This is a genomic window from Pelagibius sp. Alg239-R121 (genome assembly GCF_947331435.1).
Taxonomy (GTDB): domain Bacteria; phylum Pseudomonadota; class Alphaproteobacteria; order Kiloniellales; family Kiloniellaceae; genus Denitrobaculum.
Window position 1 is genome coordinate 106,186 of the sequence record NZ_CAMZOF010000013.1, and the last position, 11,936, is coordinate 118,121.

The 11,936-nt window shown below is 59.5% G+C and carries 11 protein-coding genes; 9 read left to right on the top strand and 2 right to left on the bottom strand.

Annotation, left to right across the window (positions count from 1 at the left end):
• Positions 1-25 precede the first annotated feature (25 nt).
• The 7 genes from QMZ18_RS32680 to QMZ18_RS32710 all read left to right on the top strand — a co-directional run bounded on the left by QMZ18_RS32680 (position 26) and on the right by QMZ18_RS32710 (position 8,278).
• Entirely contained in the window at positions 26-1,258 is a 1,233-nt protein-coding gene (locus QMZ18_RS32680) for a Zn-dependent hydrolase (protein WP_282610633.1), read from the top strand.
• A gap of 184 nt (positions 1,259-1,442) precedes the next feature.
• Entirely contained in the window at positions 1,443-2,276 is an 834-nt protein-coding gene (locus QMZ18_RS32685) for an ABC transporter ATP-binding protein (protein ID WP_282610634.1), read from the top strand.
• A 58-nt stretch (positions 2,277-2,334) separates the two neighbouring features.
• Positions 2,335-3,216, top strand: coding sequence for an ABC transporter permease (locus QMZ18_RS32690; RefSeq protein WP_282610782.1), 882 nt, complete (start codon positions 2,335-2,337; stop codon positions 3,214-3,216).
• Positions 3,213-4,343 carry an ABC transporter permease gene (locus QMZ18_RS32695; protein ID WP_282610635.1) on the top strand — a complete coding sequence of 377 codons (1,131 nt, stop codon included), beginning with the start codon at positions 3,213-3,215 and terminating at the stop codon, positions 4,341-4,343. The genes QMZ18_RS32690 and QMZ18_RS32695 overlap by 4 nt, the downstream gene beginning before the upstream one ends.
• Positions 4,344-4,499: 156 nt before the next feature.
• The gene (locus QMZ18_RS32700) at positions 4,500-5,501 is read left to right on the top strand and encodes an ABC transporter substrate-binding protein (RefSeq protein WP_282610636.1); all 1,002 of its coding nucleotides are present in this window, start codon (positions 4,500-4,502) and stop codon (positions 5,499-5,501) included.
• A 277-nt stretch (positions 5,502-5,778) separates the two neighbouring features.
• Positions 5,779-7,782, top strand: a complete 2,004-nt coding sequence (locus tag QMZ18_RS32705; protein WP_282610637.1) for a CHAT domain-containing protein — start codon at positions 5,779-5,781, stop codon at positions 7,780-7,782.
• Between the two features lies 1 nt (position 7,783).
• On the top strand, positions 7,784-8,278 hold the full coding sequence (locus tag QMZ18_RS32710) for a hypothetical protein (protein ID WP_282610638.1): 495 nt from the start codon (positions 7,784-7,786) through the stop codon (positions 8,276-8,278).
• Between the two features lie 23 nt (positions 8,279-8,301).
• Here QMZ18_RS32710 and QMZ18_RS32715 read toward each other — a convergent pair whose 3' ends face one another.
• The gene (locus tag QMZ18_RS32715; RefSeq protein ID WP_282610639.1) at positions 8,302-9,279 is read right to left on the bottom strand and encodes a DMT family transporter; all 978 of its coding nucleotides are present in this window, start codon (positions 9,277-9,279) and stop codon (positions 8,302-8,304) included.
• A gap of 313 nt (positions 9,280-9,592) precedes the next feature.
• Between QMZ18_RS32715 and QMZ18_RS32720 the strand changes: the two genes are divergently transcribed.
• Entirely contained in the window at positions 9,593-10,546 is a 954-nt protein-coding gene (locus QMZ18_RS32720; RefSeq protein WP_282610640.1) for a DMT family transporter, read from the top strand.
• A gap of 43 nt (positions 10,547-10,589) precedes the next feature.
• Here QMZ18_RS32720 and QMZ18_RS32725 read toward each other — a convergent pair whose 3' ends face one another.
• Complete coding sequence (locus QMZ18_RS32725) at positions 10,590-10,874, bottom strand: hypothetical protein (protein ID WP_282610641.1); 285 nt, start codon at positions 10,872-10,874, stop codon at positions 10,590-10,592.
• 189 nt (positions 10,875-11,063) lie between these two features.
• Between QMZ18_RS32725 and QMZ18_RS32730 the strand changes: the two genes are divergently transcribed.
• Positions 11,064-11,927: a 2OG-Fe(II) oxygenase gene (locus QMZ18_RS32730; RefSeq protein WP_282610642.1), complete on the top strand. Its 864-nt coding sequence runs from the start codon at positions 11,064-11,066 to the stop codon at positions 11,925-11,927.
• Positions 11,928-11,936: the final 9 nt, after the last annotated feature.

Consider the following 11,936-nt stretch of genomic DNA (forward strand, 5'->3'; position numbering starts at 1 on the left):
CTCTGCACGATAACGGGGAGTATCTATGCAGAACTTGCGGGTTAACGGCGATCGCCTTTGGGAAAGCCTGATGGAGATGGCCAAGATCGGCGCAACCGAAAAGGGCGGCAACTGCCGGCTGGCTCTGACCGACCTGGACAGGGAAGGCCGCGACCTTTTCGTGGGATGGTGCAAGGACGCCGGCTGTACGATCAAGGTCGACCAGATGGGCAACATCTTTGCCCGCCGAGCGGGTAAGGACGACAGCCTGCCCCCGGTTATGACCGGCAGTCACCTCGACACGCAACCGACCGGCGGCAAGTTCGACGGTGTCTACGGCGTGCTGGCAGGCTTGGAAGTGATCCGTACCCTGAACGACCTGGGCATTGAGACCGATGCGCCGATCGAGGCTTCGGTCTGGACCAACGAGGAGGGCTCGCGCTTCGCACCGGCAATGGTGGCATCCGGTGTCTTTGCCGGTGTCTTCGATCTTGAGTACGGCCACAGCCGGGCCGATCTGGATGGCAAGACCATGGGCGAGGAGCTTGACCGCATCGGCTACAAAGGCAGCGAACCCGTCGGCGGCCGCGAGATCCGTGCTTTCTTCGAAGCGCACATCGAGCAAGGCCCGATTCTGGAAGCCGAGGAGAAAACCATTGGCGTGGTCACCGGCGCCCAGGGCCAGCGCTGGTTCGAAGTTACGATGACCGGCGCCGAATCCCACGCCGGCACCACGCCCATGAACCGGCGGAAAGATGCGCTGCTGGGGGCATCCAAAGTGGTTGCGGCGGTTAACGACATCGCCATGAAGCATGCCCCGAACGCCGTGACCACGGTCGGCCTGATGCAGGTCAGCCCCAATTCGCGCAACACCATTCCCGGTGAGGTATTCTTCGCCGTCGATCTGCGCAATCCGGAAGACGAAGCGCTGTCGGCCATGGCGGCGGAGTTGACGGAAATCTGCGAGAAGGTCTGCAGCGAAGACGGCTTGGAGCTGGATCTGAAGGAGATCTGGTATTCGCCGCCGATTGCGTTTGATGCCGATTGTGTGGCCGCTGTGCGCAATGGTGCCAGCAGCGAAAACTTTGCGCACCGGGACATCATTTCCGGTGCCGGACACGATGCCTGCTATATCAGCCGCGTGGCCCCGACCGGTATGATCTTCGTGCCCTGTGAAGACGGCATCAGCCATAACGAGGTCGAGAACGCCACGCCGGAAGATCTCGCCGCCGGCTGTAATGTGCTGCTGCAGGCAATGGTTGCCAGGGCGACTGTTTAGCGGGCGCGACTGTTTAATGGGCGCCGCCGATTGACAGGGGTCGCCGATTGACGGGGACTTTTGATTGACGGGCGCCATCGTTAACGGACGTAAAAAAAGAACAAACGAGCGGCGGAGGCCGCAAGAGGCGTGATCTGGGGGATAGGGGCCGGCCGACGGGCCGGACCAGCGAATTGAGGTTGGAATGCAGAATGTGGCCGTAAAAGCCGTACCAACGGCGGCCGTGGAGCGGGGCAGCAAAAGCTCCGTCGTCGAAACCGACAAGCTGTCTTTGACTTTTCAGACGGCGGACGGACCTGTTTACGCCCTGTCGAACGTCAACCTGACGATCGAGCAGGGCGATTTCGTATCTTTTATCGGACCTTCCGGCTGCGGCAAGACCACGCTGATGCGTGTCATCGCGGATCTGGAACAGCCGACCGAAGGCAGCATCACGGTCAACAAGGTTTCGCCCCGTGAAGCCCGTCTGGACCGGGCCTATGGCTATGTCTTTCAGGCACCCGCGCTCTATCCCTGGCGTCAGGTCGACCGCAACGTGACCCTGCCTCTGGAGATCATGGGGCTGTCCAAGGCCGAGCAGCAGGAACGCGCGGCCCGTTATCTCGAGATGGTCAACCTGACCGGTTTCGAAAAGAAATATCCCTGGCAGCTTTCCGGCGGCATGCAGCAGCGTGTTTCGATCGCGCGCGCGCTCTCTTTCGAGCCCGACCTGCTGCTGATGGACGAGCCTTTCGGCGCGCTGGACGAGATCACCCGCGACCATCTGAATGAACAGCTACTGCGTCTCTGGGAGAAAACCCAGAAGACGGTCGTCTTTGTGACTCACTCGATTCCCGAAGCCGTCTTCCTGTCCTCCAAGATCGTGGTGATGTCGCCGCGTCCGGGCCGAATCATCGATGTGATCGACTGCAATCTTCCGCCGGACCGCACGCTGGATGCACGTGAGACGCCCGAGTTCCTGGAGATCGCCCATCGGGTGCGTGAGGGCTTGCGGGCAGGGCACAGCTATGACGACTGAGGTTGCCGATGCCGCGGACGTGCCAGCGGTTCAGCGGCCGGGAGTGGTATCGCGCCTGATGAGCGGCAAGGCTGGCCCGGTCGGGCTGATGCTGCTGCTGATCCTGGTGATCTGGTACGCCGGTGCGGTCTATCTCAACGCGCCGCGCCTGATCGATGGTTACGAGCGCAGCGATACCGAGTGGACCTTTTCGCAGCTCACCGACGATGCCTGGGCCATGGAGCGGCCCATTCTGCCCGCGCCGCATCAGGTGCTGGTCGAGTTGAACAAAACCATCTTCGGCAAGAAGATCACCTCCAAGCGCAGTCTGATCTATCACTCCTGGGTGACCATCTCCTCGACGCTCCTGGGCTTCGTTCTGGGAACCTCGCTTGGCATGCTGCTGGCGGTTGGCATCGTGCATGTGAAGGCGCTGGACAAAAGCCTGATGCCCTGGGTGATTGCGTCCCAGACCATCCCGATCCTCGCCATCGCCCCCATGATCATCGTCGTATTGGGGGCCATCGGCTTAACGGGATTGGTGCCCAAGTCGATTATCTCCATGTACCTCTGCTTTTTTCCGGTCACCATCGGCATGGTGAAAGGCCTGCGCTCGCCCGACCCACTGCAACTTGATCTGATGCGGACCTACAGCTCCTCCACATCCCAGGTCTTCTGGAAGCTGCGCTGGCCTTCGTCTGTGCCCTTCCTCTTCGCCAGCCTGAAAGTTGCCATCGCGATCAGCCTGGTCGGTGCCATTGTCGGCGAGCTGCCGACCGGCGCACAGGCCGGTATCGGCGCCCGGCTGCTGGTCGGATCCTACTATGGCCAGACCATCCAGATCTGGTCGGCCCTTGTCATGGCTTCGATTCTGGCCGGGCTGCTGGTCGCGTTGGTGGGCGTCGCGGAGAAGTTCGTGCTGCGCCGTATGGGCGTGGCCCAGACGGGAGGGGCGGGATGAGGCTGAGTGTCAACTCCCTGGTGGTATTCATTCTGATTGCCGCGCTCGGTATTCTTGTCGATACGGCCGCAGGCGGAAGCGCCTGGTTCAGCAGCCTGTCGGCGATCGTGGCTTTGAGCATTACCTTTCTGTCCGCCTTCTGGTGTTTCTGGAACCGGCAGGGCGGAGCATTAGCGGCCGGTGTTGCGGTCGCCGGCCTGCTTGCCGGTGCGTATGTTCCCCTGGCAGCCATTGATGGCGCCGCCGAAGGGCAAAGTGGATTGGCCCTGGGCTTCGGTCTCTGGATTTATCTCTTCGGGCTCGCATTCTTCGCCTGGCGGGCGATGGCTCTGTTGTCTGAGTTACGGAGCAGTTCTTCTCAGACCAACACGGTTTACGCACTTCTTGTTCCGGCCGTGTTCGGGTTCTGGCTGCTGTATCTTTGGCAGGTTCTGGTCGAGGGTTTCGGGGTGCCGCGCGTGCTGTTGCCGTCGCCCTCTGCCATCGGCGAGGTGATGGGCGGCAGCACCGGGACCATGTGGGCCGATTTCTACCAGACCTTCATCAAGTCGGTGATTCCCGGTTATCTGATGGGCTGCGGCTCCGGCCTGCTGGTGGCGATCCTGGTTGACAAGGTACCGTTTTTGCAGCGGGGGCTTTTGCCGCTCGGTAACTTCGTCAGCGCCATCCCCATTGTCGGAATTGCACCTGTTATGGTGATGTGGTTCGGCTTCGACTGGCAGTCCAAGGCAGCCGTGGTGGTCATCATGACCTTCTTCCCCATGCTGGTGAATACCATCGCCGGGCTGGCCGCCTCGGGCCGGATGGAGCGGGATCTGATGCGCTCCTACGCCGCCGGTTACGTCAAAACCTTGTTGTTGCTGCGTCTGCCGTCGGCCTTGCCGTTTATTTTCAACGCCCTGAAGATCAATTCGACCCTTGCACTGATCGGCGCGATCGTGGCCGAATTCTTCGGTACGCCGATCGTCGGCATGGGCTTTCGGATCTCGACCGAGGTTGGACGCATGAACGTGGATCTGGTCTGGGCGACCATTGCGATCGCGGCGTTGTCGGGATCCCTGTTTTATGGCCTTCTGGCGATGCTGGAACGCAGCCTGACCTTCTGGCATCCTTCGTACCGGAGATAGAAGAATCGATCTATCGAAGACGGAAGAACGATAAAGAGAGACTTTGGCGCAGAAAACCGGTCGGCGCTCAAAAGAAGAAACAAGGAAGCGACCGGAGAGAACGACGAGCCCGCCGTACCGGGGTCGTTATGCAGGGACAATAACAGGAGAGGTTGAATGAAAAAAATTACATTGCTCGCCGCCGCCGCTGCGGTTGGTTTGTCAGCCTTCGCGGCCGAGGCCGCCGAACAGGTGACGCTTCAGCTCAAGTGGGTGACGCAGGGGCAGTTCGCCGGTTACTACGTGGCGAAAGACAAGGGCTTTTATGAGGACGCCGGTCTCGACGTCACTATCAAGCCCGGCGGACCCGACGTTGCACCGCCGCAGGTGATCGCCGGCGGTGGCGCCGATGTTGTCATCGACTGGATGCCTTCGGCCCTGGCGTCGCGCGAGAAGGGCGTGCCGCTGGTCAACATCGCACAGATCTTCAAGACTTCGGGCATGATGCTGACCTGCCGCAAGGATTCGGGCATTACCTCGCCAGCCGACTTCAAGGGCCGGACCCTGGGCGTCTGGTTCTTCGGCAACGAATACCCGTTCCTGAGCTGGATGAGCAAACTGGGCCTGCCGACCGAAGGCGGCGCGGATGGCGTCACGGTCCTGAAGCAGGGCTTCAATGTCGACCCGATCCTGCAGAAGCAGGCGGACTGCGTATCGACCATGACCTACAACGAATATTGGCAGATCATCGACGCCGGTTTGACGCCCGAAGATCTGCTCGTTTTCAAGTATGAAGATCAGGGCGTGGCCACGCTGGAAGACGGTCTTTACGTTATGGAAGATAACCTGAAGGACGCTGCTTTCGTCTCGAAGATGGCCAAGTTCGTCGCTGCCTCCGTGAAGGGCTGGGAGTATGCAGCCGCCAATCCGGATGAAGCCGCTGAGATCGTGCTTGAGAACGATGCCACCGGTGCGCAGACCGAGAAGCATCAGAAGCGCATGGTCGGCGAGATCAACAAGCTGGTCGCGGGTTCGGCCAAAGGTATCGGGTATCTCGATCCGGCTGACTATCAGCGGACGGTCGATGTTCTGCTCGGCAACGCTTCGACTCCGGTTATCACCAAAGCACCCGAAGGGGCCTGGACTCACGCAGTTTGGGAAATGTCTAAGGGCAAGTAAAGTTACGGCATATGGTCAGACCGAAGCCGGTTGGACTTTGAATAAGAAGGGGAAGCTTTCAGGCTTCCCCTTTTTCGTTGTCCGGCTTTGCGATCGCTTCGCCTGCAGCCTCGACCGCATGGCATTAGGGCACAGCTCTCAATTTATGTTAAGATGTCTACATATGAATTTTTTTGTCGACGTTTTTTGATTGATTCGAAGTGTTCCGCGCCAGGCTCCGTGTTTCTATGTTGAGGAGGACTGGCAGTGGCCAACCGATATTCGCTGCGAGGCGGAAATGAAAGACTTGCCGGATTTCGTGAAGCAGATGATGCAGCAGGCGCTTGAGGAAAAAGCCCTGGAGGCCTTTGGCGAGTCCAGTCCTCTCGACGCGGCGAAGCTCAATTTCCAGACGGTTCAGCAGTGTCTTCAATCAGGTGACTATGAAGGCGGTATGCGGGCAGCGGACAAGATTGTCCGATTGCTCGAAGGCCAATCCGGGTCAGAGGCGGACGAGTTGGCAGCCGGTGCGTTGAACGCGCGGGCCGAGGCACTTAAGTTTCTGGGTTATCCTGACGAGGCCATTGAAAACTATGAGAAAGCCCTGGCCAGGATTACACCCGATCAATCGCCATTGCTCTATGCCGCGGCGCTAAGTAACCGGGGGCTGGTGTTGCTCGGGCGCGGGCGCACGAGTGAAGCCGTGACGTCGCAGCGTCTGGCGCTGGAACTGGACCGTAAACAGGGTGATCCGGAGGGTTTGGGATATTCGCTACACAATTTGGCTTTTGCCTTGTTGGAGAACGCCGAAATTACCGAAGCGCTTGGGCTTGGCCTGGAGGCCGTGACGGTCAGGCGCGGATTGAACAATGCGGATGAACTCGTCAACAGCCTGACCATGCTGGCCAGAATTTATCTCGCGGCGGAGTGTTACGAGGAGGCCGATGAGGCCATACGGGAGGCCTTGGCTCTAGGTCCCAGATGCCGCGACCACTCCAGCTACCGCAATGCGCTCATCGGTGCTGCAGACCTTGCAGAGGCCGCGGGAGATGAGCAGGGGTTCGAGGCCTATTTGGGTGAGATACTTGGAAACGTGGAGAAGCTGCGCGCCGCCGTTGGCAACCGTGCCGCCCTTGATGCCTTCGACTCCCGTTACAACCGGCATTACGAGCGGGCCATCCGCTTCTGCCTGTCGCGTGAGCGCTACCGGGACGCCTATGAACTTATCGCCCGGACGCGCGCACGGACCCTGCGAGAACTGTTTAGAGCGCGGCACGCCGGGACGATTGGCGTTGACGATCGTTCGAACGACGGCGCTCCAGCTTGGACAGAAGCCTTGACCGCGCAGGAAATCCTGCTCGAGTTTTGGGTCTATCCGCGCGAAACCACCAGTTACATCTTCAGAAAAGGCGAGGACATTCAATGCCACCGCCGTAAGGAAGAGGAGGCCTGGGACTGGGTCGCCGGACTCCGAGCGATCCTCGACGCCGGTGGCGACGGCTCATCGGATGCCGAGCGTTTGCTGGCCCATGTCTGGGAGCCGCTGGAAGGCCGGCTTCAGCCGGGCGACCGGCTATATATTGTGCCACACGGTGTGCAGCAGCTCTTTCCTTTCGCCTGCTACCGCTCGCCGATTACAGGGCGCTATCTCGTCGAAGACCATGAGATCGTCGTCCTGCCGTCACCGGCCCTGCTTCCCGATTTCAAGGTTTTGCCATCAGTCCAGACCCGCGAATGCCTGGTGATCGGTGATCCCGACGGATCCTTGCCGCAAGCCCGGATCGAAGCAAAGGAAGTTGCCGCGCAGCTGGGCTGCAATGCGATTATCGGTGAGGATGCGACTGCGGAAGAGATCAAGGGACGCCTGCGCGGCGGCCGTTTCGACGTTGTGCACTTCGCCTGTCATTTCGATCTGCATGCCGGAGACGGGCAACCGCCGGGCCTGATTCTGGCCGGTGGAGAGCGTCTGACCCTTGCCGATCTTGCCCACCTGAAATTCGAGGCGAATCTGGTATCGCTGGCATCCTGCTGGTCGGGTTTCCCGAAGTTCTCCGAATGGAACAGCTATGATTCGCTTGCGCGGGCCATGCTGCTCAGCGGTGCGCGCGCCATTATCGCGGCTCTGGCACCGGTGGACGATGCGGCCTCGCGTCGGCTTTTCGACAATTTCTATGATTTGTTCCGCGACGGTGTTTCGGCACCGGAGGCTTTACGACAGGGCCAGCGCGCATTGATCTCTTCACAGCAATTCGCCGACAGGAAATACTGGGCGCCCTTCGTGGCGATAGGAAAGGGTGACTGATATGACGCAAGAAGCGGCGTCGCCGGTAAGCGATCTTGAACTCGAGTTGATGAGCAGCAGGCTGGACGACCTGCTTGAACGGGGCGCCGGACTAAAGACGCTGGGCGGCGAAGTTCGCGCAACGGCGAACTCCCAGAACGATGCTTCGCTGCCCGACGACTTGCGAAGCAATTTGAGCCAGAGTCTGGTGATCGAAGGAGCGGGAGACCCTTCCGGCACCCGTGATCCATCTGTGCAGGACCAAGCGTTGGGGGAGAGATTCTGGAGCCTCTACCGGAAAAAGCTGCGCGCTTCGCTTTGCGATCCGGAAGGGCAGCTCTACGCGCTGTTGGTCGAACAGGGCAAAAGCGACAAAAAGGCTTTGATTGCCGGAATTGCGGGGGCACTGGGGGTTGGCATGGCCTTCGCCGGTCTGATCTGCGCGTTGGCGGCGATCCTGCTCGAGGTCGGATTGCAGACCTTCTGTGAGCTTACTCAGGATCAAGAGCCCGTCTGAGCCAGAAATGCGCTGTCCAGGTTCTAAACTCTGACTCGGCCGCGCTCTTCCTTCAACGCGATCAGGGCGAAAGCCGTAACGCTGCCGAGCACGACGGAACCACCAAGCAAGGTGAGCGAGGAGGGGACTTCGCCGACCAGACCCCAGACCAGGAGCGGTCCCATAATTGCTTCGATCAGGATCAGTAGTGTGACTTCAGCCGGCGGGATCAGTTTGGTGGCGAGCGTTGCGAAGGCGAATCCCGCGCCGACCTGAAACACACCGGAAAATAGCGAGAGGCCTAAATCGACCGGCGGGATGACGAGGCTTGTCATGCTCAAAAGTGCACCTTCTGAATCTGGGACCGCGGTGCCGGCTGTCAATGCCATGGCAGCGGCAAGGACAGCTGCCAACATCCCACCGAGGCCTGAAGCCGCAAAGGTGTCGATGTCGCGGGACTTGCGAAGCAGCAGGACATAGGCCGTGTAACAGACCATGGCGGCGAGGGCATAGAGGTTGCCCAGGAACTTTCCGTCGGCCAGACCATTGGAGACCATCAGGAACACACCGGCCATGGCGGTGGCAAGGGCGATCATCGCTTTGGCACTCAGGCGGTCGCCGAACAGCAGCCAAGCGGCGAACGCGGTAAAGAGCGGCGCGGATCCAAGTACGAAGGTTGCATTGGCCACGGTGGTGTTGAGAAGGGCGAGAACATAGGTGATCTGGCCGAAACCGACAGCGAGGGCGATCGGCGGTGCCATCCAGCCGATTTTTCGAACCTGATGCAGAAGGCCAGCAATCGAACCCGACTTCCAAGCCGCGAGCGTAAACATCAAAATCATGAAGGCGAAGCTGCGCCAGGTCAGGATCTGCCAAGCGCCTGTTTCTTCGCTCATCAGACGGACGATCGGCCCACCGAGGCTAAGTGACAGGCCTCCCATAGCGCCGTAGAAAACGCCGAGGGCATGCTGGCTGCGCCCCTGTTGCCGTGATGGGGCGCCTTGCTGCTTCACAGTTGTCATGAGGTGGCGTGGTTCCCCGAACAATCCAACTATCCTTGGGTTAGCTGTCGCACGTTTTATGCCGAACTACCAGGGTTCTGCCGCAATTGCCGAAGGTTGCTTTAAGGCGAAAAATGCTTTCCGATTGCTATCTTGGGTCGAGGCTTACATAGTGGATAACCTGCTTTCGTTGAAGCAGCCCAATGAAACCCGCTATAAGAAGGATGGCAGTGTGTCAGGGCGTTAGCCGTCTTGATACTGAGCCGCCCTTCCCCTCTCGATTTCACAGTTCGGCGTTCCGACCCCTAGATTCGAGCGGACATCAGGAGACCACGTGCCCTCGGATCTATCAAAGACTGCCAGTCCTGCGGATCAAGCCGCAATCCCTCCGGTTCCCAGAAACAATGTGCTGCAGGGCATCGGTTGGATGCTTGTCACCGGGTTTCTGTTTGTCGCCGTCACCGGCATTGTCCGTCATCTCGGCTCGGATATGCCCGCGATCGAAGCGGCCTTCATTCGCTATGCGCTGGGATTGCTGCTGATCCTGCCATTCTTGTTCAAGCTGACCCGGCAGCGGATCGAGCCTGATGTGATGAAGCTCTATGCTGCGCGCGGTTTGGTGCATGGGATTGCGGTCATGCTCTGGTTTTTTGCCATGGCGCGCATTCCCATCGCGGAGGTCACCGCCATCGGGTATACGGCACCAATCTACGTGACGATCGGTGCCGCGTTTTTTCTGGGCGAGAAACTTCAGGTGCGCCGCGTCGTCGCCATTATGGTCGGCCTGACCGGGTCCCTGGTCATCCTGCGGCCAGGTTTTCAGGAAATCAACGCGGGCCAGTTGGCGCAGGTCGTGGCGGCGCCGTTGTTTGCGGCTTCCTTCATACTCGCCAAGAAGCTCACGGACCGGGCCGACCCGGCAATCATCGTCGGCATGCTATCGGTCTTCTGTACAATCGTGCTTCTGCCCGGTGCGATCCTGCAGTGGCGCGATCCCACTCTGGAAGAGGTTCTCTGGCTGGCATTGACGGCTGTCTTTGCCACCACCGGACACTATACCCTGACAAAGGCCTTTCGCGCGGCGCCCATAACGGTCACCCAGCCGATCGCCTTTCTTCAGTTGCTCTGGGCCGCGTTGCTGGGGATGGCGGTGTTTGACGAAGCTCTCGATCCCTTCGTCTTCCTGGGGGGTGCCATTGTGATTGGGGCGGCCACCTACATTTCCCATCGTGAAACCCTTGCGGCCCGCCGCCGCAAGCAGTTGGAAGCTGAAACACCTTCAGCTTAGTCATCGAACGATTTAAGGGCGCAGCCGTTTTTTGAGAACAATCTCACTCTAGAGCAGCAACGATGCTCGCAAGCTCTTCTCGCAGGGATGTTGCAGGAACGTCTCGGCCGGCCCGCCGATACCAATAGGCGGCATTTGACTGATCGCCTTCAACCCGATGCAGGTGGCCGTGAACCCAGGCTCCGGCTTTGCTGTCGTCGGCCTGCGCCCGTTCATGGGCGGTGTCCCAGTCGCCGTTGGCCTGATGCCACAAGGCCTGGAGCGCGAGACTACAGCCTTCGGGTGGCGATGACATTTCAAGAGAGGCTTTGAAAGTCTCCAAGTCCAAGACTGTCTCCCATCTTTGACGACCGGTTCCGGCGGTCTGTGCCGCTGGTTCTGTACGAATTCCCGATGCGGGTATTTGGGACGTATGCGTATAGTATCTAGGTTGGCGGGGTGGTCGCGCAAGCATCTGATTGCAATTCTTACGAGCCGGAGTAGCAATGTCCGAGAAAATCATGATAGAGAGTTGGACTTGAAGGGAAATCAAGGACTGGTGTTGGGTTTGAGCCAGGCGAAGCGGGGGGCAACTGTGATGCATGACATACTCGATCTTGAGCAGTATCCGCTCGATGCTTTATCGACGCCGCGGGGTCAGTCGCTGTTGGAGGGTTGCCGCCGGGGACTGACTGAGCAAGGGATGTTCAATCTGGAAGGCTTTCTTCGCCCGGAAGCGCTCGAACGATGCCTGGCTGAGGTGAAACCGCCACTCGAGGCTTCGGCCTTTACTCACAGCCGCAGTCATAACATCTATTTTAAGAAGGAGGTGGCCGACGTGCCGCCTGAGCATCCGGCACTGAAGCAATTCGAGACCGTCAATCATACGATCTGTGCCGATCAGATTCCGGGCAGCATCGTCTGCAGGATTTACGAATGGCCACCTCTGGCGGCATTTCTGGCGGCGGTTACCGGCAAGCCTAATCTTTATCAGATGGCTGACCCTCTGGCGCGGGCCAACGTCATGGCGTACCGCGAAGGCGAAGCGCTCAATTGGCATTTTGACCGCTCGGAGTTCACAACGACGCTGCTGCTTCAACGGCCGGACGGCGGGGGTGCTTTTCAGAATCGGAGCGGTCTTCGCACCGAAGCAAACCCCAACTACGACGGTGTTGCGCGCTTGCTCGCCGGTGAAGACGACCAAGTGGAGACGCTGTCACTGACGCCGGGGACATTGAACGTTTTCAAAGGCAAGTACACGGCCCACCGCGTTACACCGGTAGAAGGGAACGAGCCACGCATCGTCGCGGTATATTCCTACTACGAAACGCCCGGCGTGATGTTCAGTGAAGCGGAACGCGTTGGCTTCTATGGCCGGGCCAAAGCAATGACAGCAAATTAAGGACCAGGC

Excerpts from the sequence above, each read along its gene's own strand:
- QMZ18_RS32690 (WP_282610782.1), top strand. The coding sequence starts at position 2,335 with ATGAGCGGCAAGGCTGGCCCGGTCGGGCTGATGCTGCTGCTGATCCTG.
- QMZ18_RS32705 (WP_282610637.1), top strand. The coding sequence starts at position 5,779 with ATGAAAGACTTGCCGGATTTCGTGAAGCAGATGATGCAGCAGGCGCTT.
- QMZ18_RS32715 (WP_282610639.1), bottom strand. The coding sequence starts at position 9,279 with ATGACAACTGTGAAGCAGCAAGGCGCCCCATCACGGCAACAGGGGCGC.
- QMZ18_RS32710 (WP_282610638.1), top strand. The coding sequence starts at position 7,784 with ATGACGCAAGAAGCGGCGTCGCCGGTAAGCGATCTTGAACTCGAGTTG.
- QMZ18_RS32695 (WP_282610635.1), top strand. The coding sequence starts at position 3,213 with ATGAGGCTGAGTGTCAACTCCCTGGTGGTATTCATTCTGATTGCCGCG.
- QMZ18_RS32680 (WP_282610633.1), top strand. The coding sequence starts at position 26 with ATGCAGAACTTGCGGGTTAACGGCGATCGCCTTTGGGAAAGCCTGATG.
- QMZ18_RS32700 (WP_282610636.1), top strand. The coding sequence starts at position 4,500 with ATGAAAAAAATTACATTGCTCGCCGCCGCCGCTGCGGTTGGTTTGTCA.
- QMZ18_RS32685 (WP_282610634.1), top strand. The coding sequence starts at position 1,443 with ATGCAGAATGTGGCCGTAAAAGCCGTACCAACGGCGGCCGTGGAGCGG.